This window comes from Halogeometricum limi (assembly GCF_900115785.1).
Taxonomy (GTDB): domain Archaea; phylum Halobacteriota; class Halobacteria; order Halobacteriales; family Haloferacaceae; genus Halogeometricum; species Halogeometricum limi.
This window is the reverse complement of record NZ_FOYS01000007.1, coordinates 13,724-39,897: the sequence shown is the minus strand read 5'-3', so window position 1 is coordinate 39,897 and position 26,174 is coordinate 13,724. Positions and strand designations below refer to the sequence as shown.

At 66.6% G+C, this 26,174-nt stretch carries 22 protein-coding genes; 11 read left to right on the top strand and 11 right to left on the bottom strand.

Features of this window, described 5'->3' with window-relative positions; genetic code table 11:
* Position 1: 1 nt before the first annotated feature.
* Positions 2-910 (top strand): arginase, encoded by a 909-nt coding sequence (gene rocF / locus BM282_RS16930; RefSeq protein WP_089883247.1) that lies wholly within the window; start codon positions 2-4, stop codon positions 908-910.
* 69 nt (positions 911-979) lie between these two features.
* Here rocF and gyrA read toward each other — a convergent pair whose 3' ends face one another.
* Together gyrA and gyrB are read right to left on the bottom strand one after the other, a co-directional pair.
* A complete protein-coding gene (gene gyrA / locus BM282_RS16925) occupies positions 980-3,523 on the bottom strand; it encodes a DNA gyrase subunit A (RefSeq protein WP_089883245.1) in 2,544 nt (847 codons plus the stop codon).
* Positions 3,524-5,437: a DNA topoisomerase (ATP-hydrolyzing) subunit B gene (gyrB, locus tag BM282_RS16920; protein WP_089883244.1), complete on the bottom strand. Its 1,914-nt coding sequence runs from the start codon at positions 5,435-5,437 to the stop codon at positions 3,524-3,526.
* Positions 5,438-5,685: 248 nt separating this feature from the next.
* On the opposite strand from gyrB, the gene BM282_RS16915 reads away from it, so the two are divergent.
* Positions 5,686-8,088 carry a DNA topoisomerase VI subunit B gene (locus tag BM282_RS16915; protein WP_089883242.1) on the top strand — a complete coding sequence of 801 codons (2,403 nt, stop codon included), beginning with the start codon at positions 5,686-5,688 and terminating at the stop codon, positions 8,086-8,088.
* A gap of 2 nt (positions 8,089-8,090) precedes the next feature.
* Positions 8,091-9,185, top strand: a complete 1,095-nt coding sequence (locus BM282_RS16910; RefSeq protein WP_089883240.1) for a DNA topoisomerase IV subunit A — start codon at positions 8,091-8,093, stop codon at positions 9,183-9,185.
* Positions 9,186-9,192: 7 nt separating this feature from the next.
* On the opposite strand, the gene BM282_RS16905 is transcribed toward BM282_RS16910, so the two are convergent.
* The 4 genes from BM282_RS16905 to BM282_RS16890 all read right to left on the bottom strand — a co-directional run bounded on the left by BM282_RS16905 (position 9,193) and on the right by BM282_RS16890 (position 13,564).
* Entirely contained in the window at positions 9,193-10,020 is an 828-nt protein-coding gene (locus BM282_RS16905) for an alpha/beta fold hydrolase (RefSeq protein ID WP_089883238.1), read from the bottom strand.
* An 85-nt stretch (positions 10,021-10,105) separates the two neighbouring features.
* Complete coding sequence (locus BM282_RS16900; RefSeq protein ID WP_089883236.1) at positions 10,106-10,822, bottom strand: MBL fold metallo-hydrolase; 717 nt, start codon at positions 10,820-10,822, stop codon at positions 10,106-10,108.
* A 61-nt stretch (positions 10,823-10,883) separates the two neighbouring features.
* Positions 10,884-12,293: an alkaline phosphatase family protein gene (locus BM282_RS16895; RefSeq protein WP_175501607.1), complete on the bottom strand. Its 1,410-nt coding sequence runs from the start codon at positions 12,291-12,293 to the stop codon at positions 10,884-10,886.
* Complete coding sequence (locus BM282_RS16890) at positions 12,290-13,564, bottom strand: inositol-3-phosphate synthase (protein ID WP_175501606.1); 1,275 nt, start codon at positions 13,562-13,564, stop codon at positions 12,290-12,292. The genes BM282_RS16895 and BM282_RS16890 overlap by 4 nt, the downstream gene beginning before the upstream one ends.
* A 189-nt stretch (positions 13,565-13,753) precedes the next feature.
* Between BM282_RS16890 and BM282_RS16885 the strand changes: the two genes are divergently transcribed.
* Genes BM282_RS16885 through BM282_RS16870 form a run of 4 tightly spaced genes read left to right on the top strand, consistent with a single transcriptional unit; the run spans position 13,754 to position 17,234 of the window.
* On the top strand, positions 13,754-14,608 hold the full coding sequence (locus tag BM282_RS16885; RefSeq protein ID WP_089883514.1) for a TatD family hydrolase: 855 nt from the start codon (positions 13,754-13,756) through the stop codon (positions 14,606-14,608).
* A gap of 1 nt (position 14,609) precedes the next feature.
* Entirely contained in the window at positions 14,610-15,446 is an 837-nt protein-coding gene (locus BM282_RS16880; protein WP_089883232.1) for a sugar phosphate isomerase/epimerase family protein, read from the top strand.
* Between the two features lie 2 nt (positions 15,447-15,448).
* Positions 15,449-16,381, top strand: coding sequence for a UbiA family prenyltransferase (locus BM282_RS16875; protein ID WP_089883230.1), 933 nt, complete (start codon positions 15,449-15,451; stop codon positions 16,379-16,381).
* Positions 16,382-16,388: 7 nt separating this feature from the next.
* Complete coding sequence (locus BM282_RS16870; protein WP_089883228.1) at positions 16,389-17,234, top strand: sugar phosphate isomerase/epimerase family protein; 846 nt, start codon at positions 16,389-16,391, stop codon at positions 17,232-17,234.
* Here the strand turns inward: BM282_RS16870 and ligA are convergent.
* Positions 17,231-19,063: an ATP-dependent DNA ligase LigA gene (gene ligA, locus BM282_RS16865; RefSeq protein ID WP_089883226.1), complete on the bottom strand. Its 1,833-nt coding sequence runs from the start codon at positions 19,061-19,063 to the stop codon at positions 17,231-17,233. The two genes, BM282_RS16870 and ligA, sit on opposite strands and share 4 nt — an antisense overlap.
* 133 nt (positions 19,064-19,196) lie before the next feature.
* On the opposite strand from ligA, the gene BM282_RS16860 reads away from it, so the two are divergent.
* Positions 19,197-20,726 (top strand): hypothetical protein, encoded by a 1,530-nt coding sequence (locus BM282_RS16860; RefSeq protein ID WP_089883224.1) that lies wholly within the window; start codon positions 19,197-19,199, stop codon positions 20,724-20,726.
* Positions 20,727-20,870: 144 nt separating this feature from the next.
* Here the strand turns inward: BM282_RS16860 and psmB are convergent, their stop codons facing one another.
* Positions 20,871-21,602, bottom strand: a complete 732-nt coding sequence (gene psmB / locus BM282_RS16855) for an archaeal proteasome endopeptidase complex subunit beta (protein ID WP_089883223.1) — start codon at positions 21,600-21,602, stop codon at positions 20,871-20,873.
* 167 nt (positions 21,603-21,769) lie between these two features.
* Entirely contained in the window at positions 21,770-21,952 is a 183-nt protein-coding gene (locus BM282_RS16850) for a hypothetical protein (RefSeq protein WP_089883512.1), read from the bottom strand.
* A gap of 293 nt (positions 21,953-22,245) precedes the next feature.
* On the opposite strand from BM282_RS16850, the gene BM282_RS16845 reads away from it, so the two are divergent.
* From BM282_RS16845 to BM282_RS16835, 3 genes are all read left to right on the top strand, one after another.
* Positions 22,246-22,617 (top strand): DUF555 domain-containing protein, encoded by a 372-nt coding sequence (locus tag BM282_RS16845; RefSeq protein ID WP_089883510.1) that lies wholly within the window; start codon positions 22,246-22,248, stop codon positions 22,615-22,617.
* A gap of 45 nt (positions 22,618-22,662) precedes the next feature.
* Complete coding sequence (locus BM282_RS16840; RefSeq protein WP_089883221.1) at positions 22,663-23,202, top strand: CBS domain-containing protein; 540 nt, start codon at positions 22,663-22,665, stop codon at positions 23,200-23,202.
* Between the two features lie 81 nt (positions 23,203-23,283).
* A complete protein-coding gene (locus tag BM282_RS16835; RefSeq protein WP_089883219.1) occupies positions 23,284-23,688 on the top strand; it encodes a hypothetical protein in 405 nt (134 codons plus the stop codon).
* Between the two features lie 2 nt (positions 23,689-23,690).
* Here the strand turns inward: BM282_RS16835 and BM282_RS16830 are convergent, their stop codons facing one another.
* Positions 23,691-24,995 (bottom strand): cytochrome P450, encoded by a 1,305-nt coding sequence (locus BM282_RS16830; RefSeq protein ID WP_089883217.1) that lies wholly within the window; start codon positions 24,993-24,995, stop codon positions 23,691-23,693.
* Between the two features lie 76 nt (positions 24,996-25,071).
* Positions 25,072-26,076 (bottom strand): phosphoribosylformylglycinamidine cyclo-ligase, encoded by a 1,005-nt coding sequence (gene purM / locus BM282_RS16825; protein ID WP_089883214.1) that lies wholly within the window; start codon positions 26,074-26,076, stop codon positions 25,072-25,074.
* Between the last annotated feature and the right edge of the window lie 98 nt (positions 26,077-26,174).

Here is a 26,174-nt window from a genome sequence, read left to right as displayed (position 1 = left end):
CATGACGCGACCCGTCAGAATCATCGGTGCACCGACAGACTACGGCGCGAACCGACGCGGCGTCGACATGGGACCGTCCGCCATCCGGTACGGCGGCTTGGCCGACCAACTCGCCGACGCGGGGGTCACCGCCATCGACGACGGCGACGTCGAGGCACCCCCCGCCGAGGTTCGCGACCCGGACGCGGAAGCGCCCGCCGAGGGCAGCGCGAAGTTCCTCCGCGAGACGCGCGACGTCGTCACGTCGCTGTCGGACCGCGTCGCGGAGACGCTGGCGGCCGAGGAGCGACCACTCGTCCTCGGCGGCGACCACTCCGTCGCCATCGGGTCGGTCACCGGGTCGGCCCGCGACGCCGACATCGGCCTCGTCTGGTTCGACGCGCACGGCGACTTCAACACGCCCGCGACGTCGCCGTCGGGGAACGTCCACGGGATGCCCCTCGCCGCCGTCCTCGGCGTCGGCGACTTCGCCGACACGCCGTGGGCGAACGCGGACGGCCTCCGCGAGGAGAACGTCGCCGTCGTCGGCCTGCGCGACGTGGACGACGTCGAACGCGACGCCATCAACGACAGCGACGTGACCGCCTTCACGATGTCCGATATCGACGAACGCGGCATCGACGCCGTCGTCGACGACGCCTTGGAAGTCGCCTGTGCGGCCCCCGACGGCATCCACGTCAGTCTCGATTTAGACTGGCTGGACCCCCGCGAGGCACCGGGCGTGGGGACACCCGTCCGCGGCGGCGTCACCTACCGCGAGGCGCACTTCGCGCTCGAATCGGTCGCACGAACCGGCGAACTCCGCTCGCTCGAACTGGTCGAAGTCAACCCCATCCTCGACGAACACAACGAGACGGCCGCACTCGCGACCGAACTCGCGGCGAGCGGTCTCGGCAAGCGCATCCTCTGAGACGAGCCACACCGCGTTTCCGGTGAAAAATTCCGGTACTCGAAGCCGAAGAGAGACCGTCGGACGCGACTACTCGCCCGCGGCGGCGTCGGCGTCGGCTTCGACGGCTTCGTCGTCCGCGTCCGTGACGCGGTGGACGTCGACGCTCGCGACGTAGTCGCCGTCGTCCATCTCCATCACGATGACGCCCATCGTGTTCCGACCGACCGTCGAGATGTCCTCGACGGGCGTCCGCATTATCTGACCGGACTTGCTCATCACGAACAGGTGGTCGCCGTACCGGACCGTCTCCATCGCGCAGACGGCGCCGTTCCGTTCGTTCGTCTTGATGTCGATGAGTCCCTTTCCGTTCCGCGACTGCGGGCGGTAGTTGCCGATGTTCGTCCGCTTGCCGTACCCGTTCTCGGTGACGGTGAGCACCCAGTCGTGCAGTTCCTCGTCGACGGCGGCGACGCCGACGAGTTCGTCGTCGCCCTCCAACTTCATCCCTCGCACGCCGCGGGCGGACCGGCCCATCGCGCGCACGTCGTCCTCGTCGAAGCGGATGGCCATCCCCTGTTTCGACGCGAGGATGAGGTCGTGTTCGCCGTCGGTCACCTCCACGTCGGCGAGTTCGTCGCCGTCGTCCAGTTTCGTGGCGATGATACCCGTCGAGAGGATGTTCTGGAACTTCTCGACGCTGGTGCGCTTGACGTAGCCGTTCCGCGTCACCATCGTGAGGAACTTGTCCGTCTCGTCCTCGATGTCCGTGGTGTTGACGACGGCGGTTATCTCCTCGCCGTCGTCCAGTTCCAGGAGGTTCACCGCCGACTTCCCGCGGGCGGTTCGTGACATCTCCGGTATCTGGTACGTCTTCAGCTTGTACACCTGTCCGTGGTTCGTGAAGTACAGCAGGTAGTCGTGCGTACTCGCGACGAACACCGAGGAGACGTTGTCGCCCTCCTTCAGGTCGGTGCCGATGATTCCCTTTCCGCCGCGGTGTTGCGCGCGGAACGTGTCCAGCGGCATCCGTTTGATGTAGTCGTCCTCGCTGACGACGACGACGACGTCCTCCTCCGCGATGAGGTCCTCGTGGGTGACCGTCCCGGTGTCCTCGATGAACGAGGTGCGCCGGTCGTCGGCGTACTCGTCTTTTATCTCCAACAGCTCGGATTCGATGACGGCGTCGAGTTCGTCGGCGTCGGAGAGAATCTCGTTCAGACGGTCGATTCGTGCCTGCACGTCCTCGTACTCGGTCTCTATCTCCTCGGCCTCCATCGAGGTCAGAGAGCCGAGTTGCATCGCGACGATGTGGTCGGCCTGCGCCTCCGAGAAGTCGAACGTCTGCAGTTCTCGGTCCTCGACTTCGACGACCATCTCGCCGCGGAGGGCCGCCTTCGCGTCGTCTCGGCTCTCGGAGTTGCGGATGGTCGCCACCACGTCGTCGATGTTGTCGAGCGCTTTCAGGCGGCCTTCGAGGATGTGCGCGCGTTCTTCGGCCTCGTTCAGTTCGTACTCCGAACGGCGGCGGACCACGTCGCGGCGGTGGTCGAGATACTCCGCTAGCGTCTCTTTCAGGGTGAGGACGCGGGGTTGGCCGTCGACGAGAGCGAGGTTGATGACGCCGAACGTGGATTCGAGGTGGTGTTCGAGCAGTTGGTTCTTCACCACGTCGGCGTTCGCGCCGCGCTTGAGTTCGACGACGACGCGGATGCCGTCGCGGTCGGACTCGTCGCGCAGGTCACGGATGCCCTCGATGGTGCCGTCGTTGACGTTGTCGGCGATTCGCTCGATGAGGCGCGCCTTGTTCTCCTGGTAGGGGAGTTCCGTGATGACGATGTTCTCTTCGTCCTCGTCGACTTCGAACTCCGCGCGGACGCGGACGCGGCCGCGACCCGTCTTGTACGCCTTGTGGACGGCGTTGCGACCGACGATGTTCGCGCCCGTCGGGAAGTCCGGCCCCTTCACGTGTTCCATCAGGTCCTCGACGGTGGCCTCCGGGTTCTCGATGAGTTCGACGGTGGCGTCGATGACCTCTCCGAGGTTGTGCGGCGGGATGTTCGTCGACATCCCGACGGCGATACCCGACGACCCGTTGACGAGGAGGTTCGGGAACGACGAGGGGAGGACGACCGGTTCCTGCTTGCGGTCGTCGTAGTTCGACTGGAAGTCGACGGTGTCCTTTTCGATGTCGTCCAGTAACTCCTCTGCGATGGGGGCCATCCGGGCCTCTGTGTACCGCATCGCGGCCGGCGGGTCGCCGTCGACGGAGCCGAAGTTCCCCTGCCCGTCGACGAGGGGGTAGCGCATCGAGAAGTCCTGCGCCATGCGGGCGAGGGCGTCGTAGATGGCGGAGTCGCCGTGCGGGTGGTAGTCACCCATCGTCTCGCCGACGATGGAGGAGGACTTGCGGTGCGACGAACGCGAGGAGACGCCCGCCTGGTCCATCGCGTAGAGGATGCGACGGTGGACGGGCTTCAGTCCGTCACGGACGTCGGGCAGCGCACGACCCGCGATGACCGACATCGCGTAGTCGATGTACGACTGCTCCATCTCCTGTTCGATGCGCGCGTTCTGAATCTCCGCTGCGATACCTGCGCCGGGACGGAACTCCTCTGGTGCGTCTGAACTCATCTAGATGTCCACCCACTCGGCTTCGCCCGCGTGTTCTTTGATGAACTGTTTCCGCGGCTCGACGGCGTCGCCCATCAGGATGTTGAACATCCGGTCTGCGGCGGCGGCGTCGTCGATGGTTATCTGTTTCAGCACTCGGTTCTCGGGGTTCATCGTCGTCTCCCAGAGCTGTTCGGGGTTCATCTCGCCGAGACCCTTGAACCGCTGGACCTGCGTCGGGTTGCCGTCGCACTTCTCTTCGACGATGCGGTCCCGTTCGGCCTCGGTCATCGCGTCGTACGTCTCGCCGCGGTAGCGCACGCGGTACAGCGGCGGTTGCGCCGCGTAGACGTAGCCCGCTTCCACGAGCGGTCGCATGTAGCGGTACAACAGCGTCAACAGCAGCGTCCGGATGTGCGCGCCGTCGACGTCGGCGTCAGTCATCAGGATGACGCGCTCGTAGCGCACGTCTTCGATGTCGAACTCCTCGCCCACGCCCGCCCCGATGGCGGTGATGAGCGCGCGAACCTCGTTGTTCTCCAGAATCCGGTCGAGGCGGTGTTTCTCGACGTTCAGAATCTTCCCGCGCAGGGGGAGGATGGCCTGGAAATGTCGGTCGCGGCCCTGTTTCGCGGAGCCACCGGCGGAGTCGCCCTCCACGACGAACAGTTCGGACTCGCTCGGGTCGCGGCTCTGACAGTCGGCGAGTTTGCCGGGCAGCGCCGTCGATTCGAGCGCGGACTTTCGGCGCGTGAGCTCCTCGGCCTTCTTCGCCGCGCGGCGGGCTTTCGCCGCCTCGACGGCCTTCATCACGATGGCCTGTGCGGTGCCGGGGTTCTCCTCGAAGTACGTGCCGAGCTGCTGGTGCGTGACCGACTCGACGATACCGCGCACTTCGCTGTTACCCAGCTTCGTCTTCGTCTGTCCCTCGAACTGCGGGTCGGGGTGTTTCACGGAGATGACTGCGGTCATCCCCTCGCGGATGTCCTCTCCCTTCAGGGAGTCTAAGTCGTCCAACAGGTCGTTGTTCCGCGCGTAGTCGTTGACCACGCGAGTGAGCGCCGTCTTGAACCCGGTGAGGTGCGTCCCGCCCTCGCGCGTGTTGATGTTGTTGGCGAACGCATGGATAGAGCCTTGCAGTTCCTGGGTCGCCTGCAGGGCGACCTCCACGTCGATGCCGTCGTCTTCGTCCGTGTAGTAGATGACGTCGTCGTGTAGTTTCGACTTCGTCTCGTTGAGGTAGCGGACGAACTCGCGGATGCCGCCCTCGAAGTAGAAGGTGCTTCCCTCGTCCACTCGCTCGTCGTCGAGCGATATCTGGACGCCGGAGTTGAGGAAGGCGAGTTCGCGCAGGCGGTTCTCCAGCGTGGTGAACTCGAAGTCGAGCGTCTCGAAGATGTCGCTGTCGGGGTGGAAGCGAATCGTCGTGCCCGTGTCCTCGTCGTCTTCGAGGTCACGGACGCGTTCGAACGCCTCCGGCAGCGGTTCGCCGCGTTCGAACCGGTGCGTCCAGAGCGCGCCGTCCCGCTTTATCTCGACTTCCAACCAGTCCGAGAGGGCGTTGACGACGGAGACGCCAACGCCGTGCAACCCCCCGGAGACCTGGTAGGACTTGTTGTCGAACTTTCCGCCGGCGTGGAGGACGGTCATGATGACCTCGACGGCGGGCCGGTCGTACTGTTCGTGCGTATCGACCGGGATACCCCGACCGTTGTCGGTGACGGAGACGGACCCGTCCTCGTGGACGGATACCGATATCTCGTCGCAGTAGCCCGCGAGAGCTTCGTCGATAGAGTTGTCCACGACTTCGTAGACGAGGTGGTGTAACCCTCGTGAGTCGGTGGAACCAATGTACATCGCCGGGCGCTTTCGGACGGCTTCTAAGCCTTCGAGGACCTGAATCTGCCCGGCCCCGTACTCACTTTCGTCTGGCATACTATCTGCTCGGGCTTTGGCCATCTCCCCCCTTAAACCCTCGCACGCGAGCGCGCGCGTGTATTTATGTAGTCGAGACAAGGAGAACGACGCGAGAACGCGACGGCTCCGACGACCGTCCGGTCTCCCGATTGCGTGTCACGCTATCGTCTGTCACTGTATCTCTTTCGGCTCACGGTCGGTGCGCTTCACTTTCACCCTACTCCCGAACAGTACTTAAGCACCCGTCCAGAATTTCCCCCCACAGAATGACCTCGTTCCAGTCGACACTCGGCGAGGACGCGGGGATCGCAGAGGAGTTGGCCGAGAGCCAACGCGCGATCTCCATCGCCGAGTTCTTCGAAAAGAACAAGCACATGCTCGGGTTCGACTCGGGGGCGCGAGGGCTGGTCACCGCCGTAAAGGAGGCGGTGGACAACGCCCTCGACGCGACCGAGGAGGCGGGAATCAAGCCCGACATCTCCGTCGAAATCCGCGAGTCAGGCGACTACTACACGCTGGTCGTCGAGGACAACGGTCCCGGTATCACGAAGCCGCAGATTCCGAAGGTGTTCGGGAAACTGCTGTACGGCTCTCGGTTCCACGCCCGCGAACAGTCCCGAGGGCAGCAGGGTATCGGTATCTCCGCGGCGGTTCTCTACTCGCAACTCACCTCGGGCAAGCCGGCGAAGATAACGTCCAGAACGAAGGGTGCAGAGACCGCACAGTACTTCGAACTCATTATCGACACGGACACGAACGAACCGGAGATTCAAGTCGAGAAGGAACTCTCCCCGGGCGAGTCGGACCTCTCGCCGACGCACGGCACGCGCATCGAAGTCGAGATGGAGGCGAACATGCGCGCCCGCCAACAGCTACACGACTACGTGAAACACACCGCCGTCGTCAACCCGCACGCCCGACTGGTGTTGATGGAACCGGGCCTCGAAGAACCGCTCCGGTACGAACGCGTCGATGGCGCCGGCCTCCCCGCCGAAACCGAAGAGATTCGCCCGCATCCGCACGGCGTCGAACTCGGGACGCTCATCAAGATGCTCGGGCGCACCGAGTCGTACTCGGTATCGGGATTCCTACAGGAGGAGTTCACCCGCGTCGGCGCGAAGACGGCCGACAAGATTCTCGACAACTTCCGTGACCGCCACTTCGGCCGCGAGATGGGGTGGAGCGTCTCCGACGGCGAGGAGGTCGACCTCGACGCGGCCATCGTCGACGCCGTCTCGAACAAGGGCGCGGACGCGACGGACGCCTTCGCCGGACGCGTCGGTGACACCCTCCGGAACCGCCAGCGGACGACGCACTTCGAACTCGGAGACATCGTCGACACCGTCGCCGACGACGTCGGAGACGAGTTCGACGTCACGTTCGGCGACACCGTCCGCGAGAACGCCGTCGAGGCGGCGTGGGCGGTGCTGACGCTCGAACGAACGACGGATATCTACGGACTCGTCGACGACGCGACGAGCACCCAGAAGGACGACGCGACGGTCCACGGACTCGCCGAACGCGTCGCCGAGAAGTTCGGCGCGAACGACTCGCACCGCGAGACGTACCGGCAGGTCCGCGACTACGTCGACCGCTCGGCGGACGTCCTCGTCGACGACGACGTGACGTTCGGTGAGACGGCCAGAGAGAACGTCACCGACGCGCTCTGGTCGGTCATGCGGACCGTCCCCGACGACGTGCCGAAGGTCAAAGACGTGGCCGACGACCGAGACGTGGCCTCGCAACTGTTAGAGGGGATGCGCGAGGCGGACATCCTCGCGCCGCCGACGAACTGTCTGTCGCCCATCTCCGCCGAGTTAGTGGAGGCGGGCCTCCGAAAGGAGTACGACGCCGACTTCTACGCGGCGGCGACGCGCGACGCCGAAGTCCACGGCGGCGACCCGTTCATCGTCGAGGCCGGTATCGCCTACGGCGGCGAACTTGCGGCCGAAGGCTCCGTCGACCTGCTCCGGTTCGCGAACCGCGTTCCCCTCGTCTATCAACGCGGCGCGTGCGCGACGACGGACGTGGTGAAACGAATCGGGTGGCGAAACTACGGACTCGACCAACCCGGCGGGTCGGGGATGCCGAAGGGACCGGCGGTCATCATGGTCCACGTCGCCTCCACGAACGTCCCGTTCACCTCCGAGTCGAAAGACGCGCTCGCGAACATCCCGGCCATCGAAGACGAGATAGAACTCGCCATCCGCGAGGCGTCTCGCGAACTGAAGTCCTACCTGAACAAGCGCCGGTCGATGCAGAAGCGACGGAAGAAACAGGACGTGCTCGGCCGCATCCTGCCGGAGATGGCGGACAAACTCGCCGAGGTCACGAAGCGGGAACGTCCGAATATCGACGGCGCACTCGCCCGCATCATGAACAACGTGAGCGTCGACCGAGCGGTCGACGGCGACACCGTCACCCTCGCCGTGGAGAACCACTCCGACCGGACGGAGACGCCCGACATCACGGACATCGTCTCCGCGGAACCGACCGACGTCCCCGACGACGCAACCGTCGTCGACTTGGACGGCGAGTGGTTCGTCAAGTGGAACCCGTCGGTTTCGGCGGGCGAGACGGCCGAACTCACCTACACCGTCGCATCGGACGCGTCGTTCGACATCAACGTCGACGGCGTCGAGACTGAGAAACTGACCGTCAACGCTTAATCATGAGTACGAACCACAACGACGAACTCGCGCAGGAACGACTCATCGACCTCGCCGTCGAGTTCTACGACCAGTTCGCCGGGGGCGACATCCCGCACATGGACATCCCGACGCGGACGAAGAGCAACATCGTCTTCGACGAGGAGTCGAAGGTGTGGGTGTACGGCGACCGCACGTCCACCCGCTCTGCGAACAGCGTCCGCGGCGCGCGAAAACTGCTGAAGGCGACGTACGCCATCGAGTTCCTCGTCAACCAGTTAGAGGAGGACCGCTCGTCGACCCTCCGTGAGTTGTACTACCTCTCCGAGTCGTGGGACAACGAGGAGGCACAGTTCAACGACCAGGACGAGTCGAACCAACTCATCGAGGACCTCGAAATCGTCTCGAAGGTCACCCGCGAGGACTTCCACATGCGTCCGGAGGAGTCCGGCGCGACGCTCATGGGGCCGCTGGAACTCCGCGAGCAGACCCGCCGCGGCGAGCGCGAGATTCACTGTCAGGAGGACGTCGGCGAGGGCGGCTACCAGATTCCGAACAACCCAGACACCATCGAGTTCCTGGACCACGACATCGAGTTCGTCCTCTGCGTGGAGACGGGTGGGATGCGCGACCGACTCATCGAGAACGGCTTCGACGAGAAGCACGGCTGTCTCGTCGTCCACCTGAAGGGGCAACCCGCCCGCGCGACGCGCCGCATCACGAAGCGTCTCCACGACGAACTCGACCTGCCCGTCGTGGTCTTCACAGACGGCGACCCGTGGTCGTACCGCATCTACGGCTCCGTCGCCTACGGCTCTATCAAGTCCGCGCACCTCTCGGAGTACCTCGCGACGCCGGAAGCGGAGTTCGTCGGCATCCAACCGCAGGACATCGTCGACTACGACCTGCCGACCGACCCGCTCTCGGACTCGGACGTGAACGCCCTGCAGTCGGAACTCGAGGACCCGCGCTTCATGACCGACTACTGGGAAGAACAGATCGAACTCCAACTCGACATCGACAAGAAGGCAGAACAGCAGGCGCTCGCCTCGCGCGGCCTCGACTTCGTGACGGACACCTACCTCCCCGAACGACTCGGCGAGATGGGCGTCCTCTGAGTCGGCGTCACCCGCGGAGCGGTTCCTCGCGGAGGAACCGGCGGACGACGCGATTCATCGTCTTCGTCTGTTCTGCGGCGGCGGCGTGTCCCGCTCCCGACAGCAACGCGAGCGTCGCGTCCGGCAGTCTCTCTTTCGTCTCGCGGAGCAGTTCCGGCGGGAACAGTCGGTCCGCGTCGCCGCCGACGACGAGCGTCGGCGTCCGTATCTGCGCCAGTCGGTCGGTGGTGTCGTGGTCGAGGCACGCCCGAAGCGAGGTCAGCACGTCGTCGGGGTACGGCGGCCGGAGAAGCGGTCCGACCGCGCGGAGCAACGGCGGGTACGCCCACCGTCGCCACCCGGTGAACGACTCTCGCGACGCCGACGCCTGCACGCGGCCCCAGTCCCCGTTCTCCGCCCACGTCTGCCAGTCGCCCAGGACCGCCCGTCCGGCGTCGCCGACGTGCGCGGCGGTGGACCCGAGGACGAGTCTGTCGACGAACTCGGGGTAGTCGGCCGCGAGGTGCTGGGCGACGAACCCGCCCATCGAGTATCCGAGCACGTGCGCGCCGTCGAGTTCGTCGAGGAACGTCGCGACGGCCCCCGCCATCTCCCTCGTCGTCGTTCCTCCGTCGAGGTTTCGGGGTCTGCTGACCGTCCAGACGGTGAACTCGTCCGTCAGGCCGCGGTACGTCGTCCGCGCGAGGAGTTCGGCCGTCGCTCTCGACGGGCGACCGGAGAACGCGTCGCTGAGGCCGGGGAGGACGACGAGCGTCTCGGGGCCGTCGCCCGCCCGGTAGTACGGGATTCTGTCCTCGAACAGACCGTACCGCTCCGCGAGTGCAGGACTGGTCATCGTCCCTCAAACGACGGCGCGGGACGTCAAAACCGTTGTCGCTGTCGACGCACGTCCGGTGTGGTCGACCGTCTTCGGAGCGGCGTCAGACCGCGTGGTCCGTCGGGTCTTCGAGGACGACGGGGATTCCGCGCGAGGCCACGTCCGCCGCGAACGCCTCCTCGTCGGCTTCGAGGATGTCGATGGTGTCGTAGTGGATGGGAAGCACCAGTCCGGGTCTGAGCGCCTCCGCCAAGTCCGCGGCCTCGTGGCGGTCCATGACGATGGTGCCGCCGATGTTCGCGAGGAAGAGGTCGACGGACAGTCGCTCGAACCCCTTCAGCACGTCGCTGTCGCCCGGCCAGAACACCTTGGTTCCGCCGACGGAGAGGAGGAAGCCGCAGCCGAATCCGGGCGGGTGGACGAGGCTCCCGTCGTCGCGGGTGTGCGACCCGTCCGCCTCGTTGTAGGCGGGGAGGGTCCAGAGGTCCACGTCGCCCACCGTGCGGTGGTCCTCCTCGCCGACGCGCACCGTCTCGTACGGGAGGTCCTCGACGGCCTCCACGTCGCGGTCGATGCCCGCGGGGTCGACGGCCTCGAAGACGACGACGGTGGCGTCCTCCTTCGCGACCGAGCGAATCGCGTCGCTGTCGTAGTGGTGGTCGTGCGTGACGCAGACGAGGTCGGCGTCGCGGGCGTAGTAGTCGTCCAACACGCCGTACCGTCCGGGGTCGAGGTAGGCGACGGTCCCCGAGTCGGACTCGATTCTGGCGGTGGCGTAGCCCAGCCACGAGACGCGGAGGTTCCGGAAGTCGACGGTCATACCCCGCGGTAGTACGGCGAACGCATAACAGGTTTCGCTCTCCCTCCGACTCGTCGCGAAGTCAGTCGTCGGCGGGGCCGAGTTCGCTCGTCGGCGCGAGGATGGACGCCCCTTCGAACGGCATCTCCACCTCGTCGTGGACGCCGAGGAGGTCCAGGACCGTCGGCGCGACCTGTCGCATGTCGATGTCGCCGTCCAGCGACAGCGACGGCGCGGCGGGGCCGCCGATACCGAAGAACGGCATCGTCTCCTCGTCCACGCGGCCGTGAGAGCCGCGAACGTTCGAGGGGTCCGTCGAGACGAACCCGGTGTCGCCGAGGAACAGTTCGCAGGGGTCGTAGCCGGGTTTCTCGTGGATGTCGACGCTGTCGGCGTACGGCGGCATCGCCTCCGTTTCGCCCTCGTTCCACCAGTAGTAGGCGAACCACGCGTCGGGGTCGGCGACGAGAACGAGGTCACCCGCGTTCTGGTGGTCGATGCCGTACGCCGCCTGGTCGTCGCCGTCCAGGATTCGTTCGATGCCGTCGAGCGCTTCGAGGGCCTCTCTTGCCGTCTCGACCGCGTCTTGGTCGCAGTAGACGTGCGCGACCTGGTGGTCGACGACGGCGAACGCCTCGGAGGCGTCGAGGTCCGGAATCCGCCCGGAGTCGTCGGCGTCTCGGGTCTTCATCAGGCCCGCCTCGCGGAGTGCACGGTTCGGGAACACCGGGTTCGACACGTCGTGGAAGCCGTACTCGCTGACGACGACGACGGCCGTCTCCTCCCACGCCGGAGTCGACTCGAGGAACGAGAGGTAGTCGCCGACGAGTTCGTCGATTTCGGAGAGCGCGCCGGCGAACGCCTCGGAGTCCGGCCCGTGGCTCTGCCCCGTGTAGTCGAGGTGCGGGAGGTACGTCCAGAGCATCTCCGGGTCGTAGCGCTCCGTCGCCTCGCGGGCGGCGGAGAGTATCCACTTGCTGCTCTCGGCGTTCGCCGCGGGCCCCCAGTAGTTGTGAAGCGGGAAGTGGCCGTACTCCTCGCGGAGTTCCTCGTAGAACTCGTCGGGGTTCGTCCAGCAGTTCATCTCGATGAGGTCGTTGTTCTCGTCCTCGATGGGCTTCGGCGTCACCGCCACGTCCGCGGAGGTGCCGTAGAGGTGCTGGAAGAACAGCGCGCCGGTCTCGACGCCGGCGTCGCGTGCGACCTCCCACACGCGCTTTCGGTCGCCGCTGTTGCGACCCCACAGTTCGACGGTGTCGGTCTCGCGGTCGTACTCGGCGTTCGACACGTCGCCGTGCGTCGCCGGCGCGGTTCCCGTCGAGAGCGTCGTCTGCGAGGGGATGGTCACCGCCGGGAACGGCGGGACGGCGCCCGTCGTCGCCCCGTCGTCGAACAGACGGGCGAGGTTCGGCGTCGTTTCGGCGTCGACGTGGTCGGGTTGGAGTCCGACGATGTCCAAGACGACGACTCGTTCGGCGATTCGCTCCGTCATCGGTTCGCCTCCGTGTCGGCGTCGATGCCGGAACCGTCCGTCCGCATCGAGACGGGGTCGACCGTCTCGTCCGCGTCGTCTCGGTGGCTCTCGACGTAGGACTCCAGCATGGCGAACTGTCGCGAGAGGTCGTGTTCGGCCACGTCCATCGGCTCTTTGAAGAACGACGCGAGGTGTTTCTGTACCCCGCCTTCGCCGCGTTCGTCGGCGTGTGAGACGAGGCGCACGAGGTCCAACACGAGAGGGGCCGCGAGCGAGGAGTCAGCGCCCTGCCACGTGAACTGGAGGCTCATCTTCGTCCCCATGAACCCCTCGAAGTGGACGTGGTCCCACGCCGTCTTCCAGTCGCCCAGCGAGGGCGTGTAGTCGATGCGAACGCGGTTGTGCATGTTCGGGCCGAGGATGTTCGACAGGACCCCGCCCTTGCTCTGCAGTTTCCCGGCCTTGTTCTCGTCGTCTTCGAGCACCTTCCCGTCGCCGTTACCGAGGATGTTGAAGCCGTCCCACGACAACACGTCGAGGTTGCGTCCGGCGAACATGGGTCCGAGTGCGGTCTTCAGGAGCGTCTCGCCGGTCTTGGCGTCTCGGCCGACGTGCGGGACGTTCTCTCTGTCGGCCAACTCGCGGAGGCCGCCGAGTTCGCTCCCCGTCGAGGGCGTGAAGTTGACGTACGGATGGCCGTCCACGAGGGCCGCGTAGGCGTACAGCGAACTCGCCGGCAGGTCGGCGTCGTCGGACTCGACGGCGTCCTCGAACGCCGCCAGCGTGTCGTACTTCGCGGCGTCTCTCACCGGCGGTTCCGAGGAGGCGAGGTTGACGACGACGAGGCGGTCCACGCCCGTCTCGTCGACGAAGTCGGCGAAGTCGGTACGAATCTGTTCGACTACCTCGCTCACGCTGTGGTCTCGGTCGAGGGTGTCGCCGTCGGCCAGAGAGACGGCGCTCCCGCAGTTGCGTGCGGTGCCGGTCTTCACCCGGCCGTCTATCTCGCGCAGGTCGTCGGCGACGGCTTCGAGCGTCTCCCGGTCGACGATGTCCGAGTCGGCGAGTTCGGTCGCCGTGTGGAGGAGGGGTCGGTCCGCGATGTCGTGCCCGCCGAAGACGAAGCCGTCGACGTCGGGCAGGTCGAGAAGACTGCAGGGTTCGCGGGCGGTCACCATGCCCGTGCCGTCGGTCGTCCCCCGAGCGATGCCTCGCGCCCCGGTGATAGCCGTGGTCGCGACGTTGCCGCGGGCGCCGACGAACCAGACACCCGTTCGCGTTCGCGTCATGTTCCTAGGGGGCGACGGGACGGGGTTAGTTATGCATCTGCTTCGGTGGAATCGACGGCTGAAACGGCCGTCTCTGGCGATCGCAACCCGCCGTTAAACGTCCGCTACTACGGCTTCCGACCCGTCTTTCGCCGGTGCTAAACCTGTATGACGTCGGTAACAAAGCCCGTATAGTCCGGAGTGGTCTCTATGCGTCTCATCGACTCCCACGCGCACATGACTTCGCGCACGACGAGCGACTACCGCGAGATGCGGCGGTCCGGCATCGAGTGCGTGATCGAACCCTCGTTCTGGTCGGGGTCGGACAAGATGTACCCCGAGTCGTTCTTCGACTACTTCGAGCACATCATCGACTTCGAGACCGAACGCGCCGAGCGAATCGCCGGGATGGACCACTACGTCACCGTCTCCATCAACCCGAAGGAGGCCGTCGACCGCGAGATGTCCGAAGCGGTCATCGACCGCCTGCCGGAGTACTTAGAGCGTGACCGCGTCGTCGGCGTCGGCGAAATCGGGTTCAACCTCCAGACCGACGAGGAGGAGTGGGCCTTCCGCGAGCAACTCCGCCTCGCCGAAGAACACGAACAACCGGTCATCATCCACCTCCCGCACACGGAGAAGCCGAAAGGTGCGGTTCGGACCGTCGACATCATCGAGGAGATGGACGTCACCCAAGAGCGCATCATCATCGACCACAACGAACCCGGGACGATGGAGACGACGGCCGCGACGGACTGTTGGCTCGGCTTCACGCTCTATCCGGGCAAGATATCCATCGAGGAGGTCATGCCGCTCCTCGAAGAGTACGGCACCGACAAGCGAATCATCAACTCCTCGGCGGACTGGGACGACTCGAACCCCCTCGCCGTCCCCGAGGCGCGCGACGCCATGATAGACGCCGGGTGGGAACGCGACACCGTCCGAAAACTCCTGTTCGAGAACCCGATGGAGTTCTTCTCGCAGTCGCCGAACTTCGACTACGCCCGCACCGTCGCCGCCGAGTCCTCGGCGAACGAGACGGTGACGACCACCGAGGGCCAGTGAGATGTCGCTCCAGTTCGGCTTCTCGATGAACGCCTTCCGGGAGTACTCCACCGTCGGCGCGATAGACGCCGTCGCCGACGCGGGTTACGACGGCATCGAACTCCTGTTCGACCAGCCGTTTCTCTACCCGCCGGAGGCGACCGGCGAGGAGTACGACGAGGTTCGCGCGGCACTCGATAGAAACGACGTCGCCATCAGCAACTGCAACGCGTTCATGCTGACGGCTATCGAGGACTTCCACCACCCCTCGTTCGTCGAGGTGGACGAAGACTACCGCCAGCGTCGTATCGACTACACGCGCGACTCCCTCGACGCCGCCGCCGAACTCGACTGCGACTACATCTCCATCGAACCCGGCGGCCCCGTCCCCGAGGAGAAGTCCTACGAGTGGGGCATGGAGACGTTCGTCGACGCTCTCGCCGAACTCGCCCCGCACGCGGAGGAGGTGGGCGTCGACCTGTTGGTCGAACCCGAACCCGACCTCCTGATAGAGACTTCGAGTCAGTTCCTCGACCTGATGGACCGCGTCGACTCCGACGCCATCGGCTGTAACTTCGACGCCGGCCACCTGTTCTGCGTGGACGAAGACCCCGCGGAACTGGTCGAGACGCTCGGACCGTACACCGAACACTATCACTTAGAGGACATCCCCGCGGACCGCGAGCACGAACACACGCAACTCGGCGACGGCGCGATGGACATCGACGGCTTCCTCGAAGCGGTCGAAGACTCCGGCTACGACGACTACGTGACGGTCGAACTCTACCCGTACCAGGAGACGGCCGCCGAGACGGCGCAGGGCGCGATGGACTACCTCCGCGACCACGGGTGGACCTGAGGATGGCGACGGGAGTCGAGGACGCACTCGCGTTCGACCGGGTTCGGCGAGTCGCGACCGATTACGCCGACCTGATTCGACTCCCGAACATCTTCACGGCCCCGCCGGACGTCCTCGCGGGCGCCGCCCTCGCCGTCGCCCTCGGCGCGACGGTCGACCCCGTTACCGTCGCCGGTCTCTGTCTCGCTTCGGCACTCGTCTACGCGGCGGGGACGACGCTGAACGACGTGGCCGACGTGGACGAAGACGCCAGCGAACGCCCCGAACGACCGATTCCGTCCGGGCGCGTCGGGCGCTCCGAAGCGCTCTCGCTCGGCGTCGTCTTCCTCCTCGCGGGCGTGGGCGTCGCCACGGCGGTGTCGGGATTCGCGACGGGCCTCACCGCCCTCGTTCTCGCCGCCGCCGTCGTCCTCTACGACGGTCTGCTGAAGGGCGGACCGCTCGGATTCATCGCTATGGGGTCGGCCCGCGGACTGAACGTCCTCTTGGGCCTCTCCGTCGCGGGTGCGGCGGCGCTGAACCCCGTCGCGTTGCTGTTCCCCGCCGCCGTCGTCGGCTACGTCGCCGCGTTGACGCGCATGGCCGAGGCGGAGACGGGCGGCGGTGAGGGGTCGGCCGTCGCCCTCACGGGCGTCGGCGCGACGGTGGCGGCGATGGTCGTCGCCGTCGTCGCCACCGTTCTCGGCACGCCGACGACCGGACTCGTCGCGACGGTCGTCGCCGCGGGCTTTCTCGCGTGGGACTGGCGCGCACTCGGCCCGGCCATCGCCGACCCCGCCCCCTCGAACGTCGGCCCCGCCGTCGGCACCTGCGTCCTCGGCATCGTCCTCCTCGACGCCGCCGTCGCCGTCGTCGGGGGACCGGCGTTCGCACTCGCCGCCGCGGCGTTCGCGCTTCCGGCGACGACGCTCTCTCGGTACTTCGACGTAAGCTAACGACACCATGGAACTCGCATTCTCCACGAACGCGTACACGAACCACACGCTCCCCGACGCAGTCCGGCGAATCGCCGACCACGGCTACGCGGGAGTCGAACTCCTCGGCGACGTCCCGCACGCGTACTTCCCCGAATTCGACGCCGACGACGTCGCCGCCCTCGGCGACGCACTCGCCGAGACGGGTATCGCCGTCTCGAACGTCAACGCCAACACCGCCTCCGGCTACTACTCGGACGCGCCGCCGTCGGCGTTCTTCGAACCGAGCGTCATCAACCCCGAGGCCGACCGCAGGACGTGGCGCGTCGAGTACACGAAGCGCGCTATCGACCTCGCGGCGTCGACGGGCGCACCGTCGGTGTGTCTCTCCTCGGGTCGACCCCTGCCCGGAACGATGCCGGACGAAGCCTACGACCACCTCGTCTCGTCGCTCCACGCCATCCTCGACTACGCCGAACCCCGCGGCGTGCAGGTGGGAATCGAGTTCGAACCCGAACTCCTCGTGGAGTGCACCGACGAGGTGTTGACGCTCATCGACGACGTGGGCCGGGACAACCTCGGCGTCAACCTAGACGTCGGCCACGCCGCCGTCTACGGCGAAGACCTGCGCGAGAGCATCGAGAAGAGCGCGGGCCACATCACGGGCGTCCATCTCGAAGACATCGCGGGCGGCATCCGCGGCAAGCACTACCACCTCGTCCCCGGCGAGGGCGACTTGGACTTCGACGTCGTGTTCGATTCGCTCGACTCCATCGGCTACGACGGCTTCGTCACCCTCGAACTGTACACCTACCCCGACCGACCCGACTGGGCCGCGAAGACGGCGTTCGAGGCGCTAGAGCGGTACTTCTAACGGGACTCCGATTCGGCCAACCGCTCGATTCGTGCAAGCGAGTCGGCGTCGGCGACTTCCTTGTCCTCGCGAACCGCGACGAACCGCGGGAAGCGGAGCGCGTACCCCGAGGAGTACGTCGGCGACGCCTGAATCTCCTCGTAGCCCACCTCGAACACGACCGACGGGTTCAGTTCGACGGTCTGGCCGTTCTCGGAGACGATTTCGGGTTCGAGAAGCGTCGAGAGGTCGGCCAACTCTTCGTCGGTGATACCCGTCGCCACCTTCCCGATTTCGACGTAGTCGCCGCCGTCGCGCACGGAGAGCAGGAACGTCCCGAGGTGGTTCGCTCGCCGACCCTCACCCCACTCCGCACCCGTCACGACGAGGTCGACCGTCTCCACGTCGGGCTTTCGCTTCAGCCAGTTCTTTCCGCGGTTCCCCGGCGAGTACGCCGACGCGGGGTTCTTCAGCATGATTCCCTCGTGGCCCGCCTCCAACGCGGCCTCCTCGAAGGCGGCTATCTCGTCGCCGTCGTCGGAGACGAGGAGGTCCGAGACGGCACCGGCGTCGTCGAGTACGTCGCTCAGACGGGCGTGCCGTTCGGTCACGGGCGCGTCGAGCAAGTCCTCGCCGTCGGCGTGCAGACAGTCGAAGGCGTGGAGTTCGACCCGGACCGCGTCTCGCATCCGGTCCACGTCGTGCTTTCGGCGGAAGCGACGCAGAATCTCCTGAAACGGACGCGGCGCGCCGTCGTCGTCGACGGCCACCACCTCGCCGTCGAGGATGACGGGCGCGTCGACGCGGGACTCGACGAACTCGACGACGTCCGGGAGGGCGGCGGTCACGTCGTCCATGTTCCGCGAGTACAGCGAGACGCCCGCTGTCTCACCCTCGTCGTCGGGTTCGACGTGGACCTGGACGCGCGCGCCGTCGAACTTCCGTTCGACCGCCGCCTCGCCCCACTCGTCGAGTGCGTCGGCGGCGGTTCCCGCTTGCGCCAGCATCGCCTGCACCGGCCGCCCGACTTCGAGGCGGACGTCCGCCAACCCGGATTCGCCGTCGTCGCGAGCGACGGCGGCGACCATGCCGTGGTCGTTCGACACCTGCAGGGCGCGCTCGACGGCCCGGAGTTGCTCGTCCGTCGCGCGTGTGAGGGGGTCTTCGTCGTCGTCCGCCGCGGCGCGTTCCTCGCTCTCGTCTCTCGTTTCGCCGTCCGTCTCGTCTCTCGTTTCGTCGTTTGGCTCGTCGTCAGCTTCCGAATCCGTCGTCTCACCCGTCTCCTCGACCGCCAAAAACGCCTCCGCGATGGCGTCGCGAACGGTTCCCTCGCCGACGCCGATTCGCATCTCGCCGAGGACGAGACGAGCGAGGTAACGCGCTTCTTCGGGAGTGGTGCGGTTGAACAGGCCGAACAGCGTGTTGAGTTTGCGGTCCTCGCTGCCCGACCCGGCGGCGGCGGCGAGTTCGCGGAGCGTCTCGTCCACCTCGGCGACGGTCAGTCCGTCGTCGTCGCCGCCCGCGAACGCGGCGAGTCCTCGCTGGCCGCCGAAGTCGTAGCCGGCGGCGACGGCGCCGATTTCGCCTTCCTCGGCGAGTCGGTCCTCGACGTCCGCGGCCGTGACGTTCTGCCCGGCGGCGCGAGCGATAGCTCCGCGGAGGAGTCGCGGGCCGACGTCGAGCGTCGTGGAGTCCCACGCCGGGAAGACGCGGCCGTGGACGAAGCGGACGACGACCGGAAGGTCGTCGCCGGCGTCACAGAACAGGTCCCGGACCAACGCGACGGTCGCGAGGTCTGCGGGTTCGGCCTCCATCTCCGACGCGCGCGTGGCGAACTCGGCGAACTGCATCGCTCGTCGGTGGTCTCCGCGGACGAAAAAGCCCCTCGAATCGACGCGTGGCACGCGGACGTCGACGTGCGTGACAGTACCAAGACGCGGCGGAGCCACGGGATTGAAGCCTCACCGGAGCACAGAGAGCGGTATGAGCGACGAGCTTGCGGCCCGCGTTCGCGACGTGCTCTCGGTCGACGCCGAGGAGTACGAACGGCAAGCGGAGGCGGACGCCGAAGTCGTGAAATCGGAGTTGGCGGCTGGGACGTTCGACAACCACCAGTCTATCGTCGGCCTCGAATACGAGTTCTACGCCGTCGCCGACGGCCGGTGGGCCGCCGAGGACGAGGGGTCCAACGAACTGATGCGCGTCCCTCGCCGCCTCCTCGAACTCATCGGCTTCGAGAAGGAACTCGGCCTCCACAACGCCGAGATGACGACGAGTCCCCAACCGCTGAACCCCCACGGCCTCCGCGCGCAGGAGTCGGAAGTCCTCGCCCGCCTCACCGCCGCGCTCCAGTGCACGTCTTCGGAGGGGATGCGCCTCGTCAGCGACGGCCTCTGGACGATACCGCCGACGGGCGAGACGGCCCGCGAGTACCTCACCGACAGCATCTCCGACGACGGCGTTCGAATCGCGACGAACATGAGCGACTCCGTACGGTACCACGCGATGGCCAACGGCGCGAACGCCGCCGACCAGATGAGCGTCGACGCCCCGCACGTCGAACTCACCGCCGACACGGTGATGCCCGAGTCGCTCATCACCTCCATCCAACCGCACTATCAGGTCGCACACGCCGCCGACCTTCCGCTGTACTTCAACTACGCGCTCCGCATCGCCGGCCCCCTCCTCGCCCTCGGGGTCAACTCCCCGGTGTTCCCTCCGGACCTGTACGACGACGCGCCGCCCGAAGAGATTCTGGCGGACGGTTACATGGAGAACCGAATCGCCGTCTTCGAGTCCGTGCTCAACGCCGAGGGCCCGGACAAGGTTCGGTTCCCCGACGACCTGACCGACATCGAGGAGGCGGTCGACCGAGTGGCCGCCGACGCGACGATGGTCCCGATGCCCGTCCCGCGCGGCGACCGGTTCGACGACTCCTTCGCGACGCTTCGGCGCAAACACGGGACGTTCTGGCGGTGGGTTCGCCCGGTGTTCGACGGCCCGACGCGGTCGTCGGCGAACGCTCGCATCGAGTTCCGACCCATCGCCGCGCAACCGACCGTCCGCGACTCCATCGCCTTCCAAGCCGCCTTCGCGGGGCTGATGGAGAGCCTTCCGAAGCGCGGGCATCCGGTGATCAACCAGGACTGGGAGACGGCTAAGGAGAACTTCTACGCGGCGATGCGCGACGGGTTCGACAGCGGCCAGCGCTGGATAGCCAACGACGGCCACGAGACGACGAACCCGGTCGAGGTGTACGACGACTTGCTCGCACACGCCGTCGACGGGCTGAAGTCCGCCGGTTGTTCGGAGGCGCAAGCCGACCGATACGTCGCCCCGCTTCGCGTTCGCGCCGAGTCCGGCCAGACCCCCGCCGGGTGGAAACTCGACCGGGTGCGCGACGGACTCGCGGACGGCGACGCGTTCGACACCGCCGTCTACCGGATGCAACGCGACTACATCGGCCGACAGACCGAGACGCTACTGGACGGTTCGTTCGCGGACTGGCTGTAGCGTCGGTCCGTTTCGCCGGCGGTCGATGCGCGCGTTCTCCGGCGAGAGACGGAACGGAGGATTCTGACACGCGAACAGTTCGACCAGTCGCCGACTCGGGAGTCGAATCGGTCGAAGACGAAGTCGCAGAGAACGTCGCCGGAGTTAGAGAACGTCCGCGAAGTCCTTGTGCTGGGTGATGTCGACGCCGTCTTCGGTGACGACGCAGATGTTGATGCCGTTCCCGGAGGCCAGGTCACGCTCGACGGCGCTCTTGACGGCGCGGGCGGCGATGGTCTTCGCCTCGTCGATGCTCAGGTCGTTCGAGTACTCCTGTTCGAGCACACCGAGGGCGTACTGGCTGCCGGACCCGGTGACGGTGTACTCCTCTTCGAGGATGGAACCGGCGGGGTCGATGCTGTAGATGTGCGGCCCCTCGGCGTCGACGCCGCCGAGGATGGGCTGGACGACGTAGAACGCGCCCGAGCGGAGGAAGTTGCCGAGAAGCGTCGAGAGCGCCTGCATGCTCATGTCCTCGCCGCGGCGCGACTCGTACAGTCGGACCTCGGCGCGAATCGAACGGATGAGCGATTGGGCGGCGGAGACAGAGCCAGCGATGGTGAGTGCGCCCGTCGGGTGAATCTCTTCGACCTTCTGGACGTTCTTCGAGGAGACCATGTAGCCGAGACTGGCGCGCATGTCGGTCGCCAGGACGACGCCGTCTTCGGTCTTCAGACCGACCGTCGTCGTCCCCGTCTTCGTCTCCTGTGCTCCCGACTCTCCCGCGCGATTCTCGGCGTTCGGGAACTCGCCCAGTTCGGGGGCGAACACGCCGGAGTGGTCGCCGTTCAGGGGGTCGAGGCGGCCAGAGGTGTCGTCGCTCGTCGGTGTACGCATTACCTGCTTTTGAAGCCCGGCGCTGATAAATGCCACCCTTCCCTCCGCTGTTGCCCGTACCGCGGGTTCGGCCGACAGACCGGCGGTTTTCGGCCGTCCTGGGTCGGCGGTCGCGGCGTGGCCGTCGCTTCCGGTGTGGACGCTGTCCGAAGAAACGAGACGACCGACTACCGGCCGCGTGGTTCGTCGGTCTGGTCGTACGCGGACGCCGCGGCGTCGACCATCCGGTCGACCGGGAGGCGGACGCCGACTCGACGGGCGAGGAGGGCGACGGGCATGAGGAGGATGCCGAGGGCCAACGTCAGTTGGTAGAGGGCGAACGTGACGGTCCGAGAGATCGCGTTGAACATCTCGCTGACTGGGGAGGCGCGTCGGGGGTATATATACGTTTCGTCAGACGACATTCGCCTATCCCGGCGCTGTCTATCGATTAAACGGCACTTGTCTCCGACGCAATCTCACTGGCGTTCGGACCGCTCACGGCGTAGGAGTTCTGTCGGCACTCTCACTCGTTCGCATAAGTTATGCCGTGAATCTCGGTTACGTCCGCTCCGAGAACGTCCCGCGAGACGGACGGTGCGAACCGCTGACACCGTGGCGGCGGAACCACAAGACACGAAACCCCGTGGTGCTACTGACGCCTATGAGCAACTATCTCGTCGCGATGGAAGCCGCGTGGCTCGTCCGTGACGTCGAAGATATCGACGACGCCATCGGCGTCGCCGTCAGCGAGGCGGGCAAGCGACTGAACGACAAGAACAAAGAGTACGTCGAGGTGGAAGTCGGCGTCACGGGCTGTCCCGCCTGCGGCGAACCGTTCGACTCCGCGTTCATCGCCGCGAACACGGCGCTCGTGGGCTTGCTCCTCGAAATCGACGTGTTCAACGCCGACGGCGAGAAGCATGCCTCCCGTATCGCAAAGAGCGAAGTCGGCGGCGCACTCCGCGACGTTCCCCTCTCGGTCATCGACGTCGTCGAGACGGACGAGGACGCCGACGAACGCGACGACGAGTGAGCGTTCCCGGAAAGCTTTTCATATAACCTACGGTTATCTGTGGCTATGGAACTCCCGACTCCACAGGACCTCCGTCAACGACGGAAGGAACTGGACCTCACGCAGAGTACGCTCGCCGAGATGGCGGGCGTCTCGCAACCGCTCATCGCCCGTATCGAGGGCGGCGACGTGGACCCGCGTCTGTCGACGCTCCGGCGCATCGTCAACGCACTCGACGAGGCGGAGGGGAGCGTCGTCCACGCCGACGACCTGATGCACACCACCGTCGTCAGCGTCTCGCCCGACGATTCGGTGCGCACCGCCCGCGACCGGATGTTAGACGAGGGGTTCTCGCAACTGCCCGTCATCCGCGACGGCCGCCCCGTCGGCATCATCTCGAACGGCGACATCCGCCGCGTCCAAGACGAGGACGTGGGTGAACTCCCCGTCGCAGAAGTGATGCGCGAGTCCATCACGACGGTCGAACCGAACGCGACGCTCGAAGAGATAGACTCCTCTTTGGACCACAACGCCGCCGTCCTCGTCGTCGAGGGCGGACAGACCGTCGGCATCATCACCGAGGCCGACGTGGCCGCGCGTCTATAACTCGGGAGCGGGCGCTGACGAGACACAAAGAGTGACTGTCGCCTTCACCGTCTTCTTGCCGTCCCGACGCGAGTTTCGACTATGCCCTCCGGAACGACGCTCGCACGCGGACTCGCTGCCGTCGGGACACTGCTTGTCGTCGTCGGCTGTTACCTCCCGTGGCAGGTGGTGCCGCCGAGTCACACCGGCCCCGTCACCGCCATCCTCGTTCCCGGGATGGAGACCGGATTCAACGGCTTCGACTCGCTTCTCGTCGGTGCGTCCGCCGTCGCGACCGGACTCCTCTTCGCTCGCTCCGGTCGCTCCGGTCGCATCTCGGGACTGTTCGCGACGCTCGTCGGCGTCGGTATCGCCGCGTTCGCCTTCCAGTACTCGACGGACAGCGTCGCCTCGGCCCGCGTCGTCGCCATCGGCCTGCCTCTCACCGGCGTCGGCGGCGGCCTCCTCGCGACTGCCGGCGTCGTCGCCGTCCTCGCCGCCGACTGACCCTATCGCTCGCTGACCGTCATCGGCACGTCGCCGTCCGGTTGCGTCGTCATCTGCGGCGCGACGCCGAGTTCGCCCTCGCCCGCCCAGTCGATACGCCACCGCTTCAGGAGTTCCGCCATCACGACTTTCGCCTCCATCGTCGCGAACGCCTGTCCGACGCACCGGCGGGGACCCGCGCCGAACGGGATGTAGGCGTACTCGGCCACGTCGCCGCGTCCCCATCGGTCGGGGTCGAACTCGGTCGGGTTCTCGAAGAACCGTTCGTCACGGTGCGTCGTCACCACCGACAGCAGCAGTTCCGACCCTTCGGGAATTCGGTAGCCTCCCAGTTCCACCTCGCGCGTGGTCACGCGGGGGAGCGTGTGGACCGGGGGGTAGAGCCGAAGCGTCTCCTTCACGACGCGTTCGAGAGCGGTGAGGTCCGAGAGGTGGTCGACGCTCACCGGGTCGTCGCCGACGACGTCGTCTACCTCCCGTTCGACTCGCCTGCGGACTGCGGGGTTCCGCGAGAGGAGGTACCACGCGAACGTGAGTGCGAGCGCCGTCGTCTCGTGACCCGCGAACAGGATGCCGACGAGTTGGTCCGCGACTTCGGCGTCTGACCGCGGGTAGCCGTCGCCCTCTCGGGCCGTCGCGAGCACCGAGAGTAGGTCTCCGTCCCCCGGTCGGTCCGCCTCCAGCAGTCTCTGTATCTCCGTCCGGAGCGTCGTCTCCGCGTTCTCGAAGCGGCGACGACTCGGCGTCGGAACCCACGCCGGAAGCGCCCACGACGACGGGGAGAAGTAGGCGTTCAGGTCGTCGGCGGCGCGTCTGAGCGACTCGTCGCCCGCTCTCTCTTCAGGGGCGAGTCCCAGCAACGTCGCCGCGAGGACGTCGAACGTGAGCCTCTTCATCTCTTCGACCATCGAGTACGTCTCCCCGTCAGCCCACGACTCGGCACGTCTCTCTGCCTGTTCGCGCATCTTCGGGACGTAGTCGGCTATCTTCCGGAAGAAGAAGAAGGGGTCCAACAGGTCGCGTTGCTCGCGCCAGTCGCCGCCCTCCACGGCGAGGACGCTGTCGCCGAACGCGAGGCTGAAGTCGTCGGTCTTCACGAACGCGTCGCGGTCGGTGACGAGGACGCGTTCGAAGAGGTCGGGGTGCGAGACGATGTAGCGGTCCGTCCCGAGGATGGACAGACGGACCACGTCGCCGTGTTCGGCGACGGACCGGGCGGTGAACGCGAACGGGTCGCGGACGAACGAAACGGTGTTGCCGAGGAGGGGAAGCCCGTTCGGTGCGGGCGGACGAGGTCGGTTCTGCATAGCGGACGACACGACGGATTCGCCCAAGAAGACTGTCACTCGTCGCGCGCGACTCGCGACTCCTCGGAGGTGTCCCTCAGAGGTCGAGACCGCGGAGAGAGACGCCGGTGCCGTCTTCGACGCGGCCGATGACTCGGCCCTCCGTCTCCGCGGCGAGTGACTCGGCGTCGTCGGGGTCGAGTGCCGCGACGAACCCGGTCCCCATGTTGAACGTGCGGTGCATCTCCTCGTCGGAGACGTTGCCCTCCGACTGGACGAAATCGAACACCGGGTGCGGGTCGAACGCGTCTTCGACCTCGTAGTGGAACTCGCCCATGCGTTCGAGGTTCGTCCACCCGCCGCCGGTGACGTGCGCGGCGGCGTGGACGCCGTGGTCGCGCATCGGGTCCAAGAGGTCGGTGTAGATGCGGGTCGGTTCCAACAGGGCCTCGCCGAGGCTGTCGTAGCCGTCGAACGGGCAGTCGTCGCCGTACTCGTGTTCCTTCGTGACGGCCTTCCGCGCGAGCGTCAGCCCGTTCGAGTGGATGCCCGAAGAGGGAAAGCCGACCAGTGCGTCGCCGGCTTCCGCCTCGCCGGGGAACAGCGCGTCCTTCTCGGCCAGTCCGGCGCAGGTGCCCGCGAGGTCCAGTCCCTTGATGACCTCGGGCATCACCGCCGTCTCGCCGCCGACGAGTTCGACGCCGGCCGTCTCCGCGCCCGACGAGAGACCTTCGCCGATCTGTCGGGCGAACCGTTCGTCCGGCGCGTCGACCGCGAGGTAGTCGACGAACGCCACGGGTCGGACGCCGGCCGCCACGAGGTCGTTCGCGTTCATCGCGATACAGTCGATACCGACCGTCGAGTAGTCGCCGAGCGCCTCCGCGACGACGAGTTTGGTTCCGACGCCGTCCGTCGCGAGAGCGAGGTAGCGGTCGCCGATGTCGAGCAGGCCCGCGTAGTCGCCTTCGCTCTCACCGACGGCACCCACGAGTGCCGCCGTCGCCGCTTCGCTGGCGCCGATGTCCACGCCAGCGTCGGCGTAGGTCAGTTCGTCCTCGCTCGCCTCGTCCGCGGGGTCGTCGCCCGCGTCGGTACCGGTCATGTGCGAACGGGTGCGGCGGGGGAGCAAAAAGCTGCCCGTCCCGACCGTTCGCCCGCGGCCGCCGGCCACCGTCTCCCGAGCGTCCGCCCGCCGCCCCC

Coding starts and splice junctions, on each gene's coding strand:
- BM282_RS16890 (WP_175501606.1), bottom strand. CDS start 13,564: ATGACGCGAACGCGAACGGGTGTCTGGTTCGTCGGCGCCCGCGGCAAC.
- BM282_RS16895 (WP_175501607.1), bottom strand. CDS start 12,293: ATGACGGAGCGAATCGCCGAACGAGTCGTCGTCTTGGACATCGTCGGA.
- purM (WP_089883214.1), bottom strand. CDS start 26,076: ATGACCGGTACCGACGCGGGCGACGACCCCGCGGACGAGGCGAGCGAG.
- BM282_RS16910 (WP_089883240.1), top strand. CDS start 8,091: ATGAGTACGAACCACAACGACGAACTCGCGCAGGAACGACTCATCGAC.
- BM282_RS16880 (WP_089883232.1), top strand. CDS start 14,610: ATGTCGCTCCAGTTCGGCTTCTCGATGAACGCCTTCCGGGAGTACTCC.
- BM282_RS16850 (WP_089883512.1), bottom strand. CDS start 21,952: ATGTTCAACGCGATCTCTCGGACCGTCACGTTCGCCCTCTACCAACTG.
- BM282_RS16875 (WP_089883230.1), top strand. CDS start 15,449: ATGGCGACGGGAGTCGAGGACGCACTCGCGTTCGACCGGGTTCGGCGA.
- BM282_RS16840 (WP_089883221.1), top strand. CDS start 22,663: ATGGAACTCCCGACTCCACAGGACCTCCGTCAACGACGGAAGGAACTG.
- gyrA (WP_089883245.1), bottom strand. CDS start 3,523: ATGAGTTCAGACGCACCAGAGGAGTTCCGTCCCGGCGCAGGTATCGCA.
- BM282_RS16900 (WP_089883236.1), bottom strand. CDS start 10,822: ATGACCGTCGACTTCCGGAACCTCCGCGTCTCGTGGCTGGGCTACGCC.
- psmB (WP_089883223.1), bottom strand. CDS start 21,602: ATGCGTACACCGACGAGCGACGACACCTCTGGCCGCCTCGACCCCCTG.
- BM282_RS16870 (WP_089883228.1), top strand. CDS start 16,389: ATGGAACTCGCATTCTCCACGAACGCGTACACGAACCACACGCTCCCC.
- BM282_RS16905 (WP_089883238.1), bottom strand. CDS start 10,020: ATGACCAGTCCTGCACTCGCGGAGCGGTACGGTCTGTTCGAGGACAGA.
- ligA (WP_089883226.1), bottom strand. CDS start 19,063: ATGCAGTTCGCCGAGTTCGCCACGCGCGCGTCGGAGATGGAGGCCGAA.
- rocF (WP_089883247.1), top strand. CDS start 2: ATGACGCGACCCGTCAGAATCATCGGTGCACCGACAGACTACGGCGCG.
- BM282_RS16845 (WP_089883510.1), top strand. CDS start 22,246: ATGAGCAACTATCTCGTCGCGATGGAAGCCGCGTGGCTCGTCCGTGAC.
- BM282_RS16860 (WP_089883224.1), top strand. CDS start 19,197: ATGAGCGACGAGCTTGCGGCCCGCGTTCGCGACGTGCTCTCGGTCGAC.
- BM282_RS16885 (WP_089883514.1), top strand. CDS start 13,754: ATGCGTCTCATCGACTCCCACGCGCACATGACTTCGCGCACGACGAGC.
- gyrB (WP_089883244.1), bottom strand. CDS start 5,437: ATGCCAGACGAAAGTGAGTACGGGGCCGGGCAGATTCAGGTCCTCGAA.
- BM282_RS16835 (WP_089883219.1), top strand. CDS start 23,284: ATGCCCTCCGGAACGACGCTCGCACGCGGACTCGCTGCCGTCGGGACA.
- BM282_RS16915 (WP_089883242.1), top strand. CDS start 5,686: ATGACCTCGTTCCAGTCGACACTCGGCGAGGACGCGGGGATCGCAGAG.
- BM282_RS16830 (WP_089883217.1), bottom strand. CDS start 24,995: ATGCAGAACCGACCTCGTCCGCCCGCACCGAACGGGCTTCCCCTCCTC.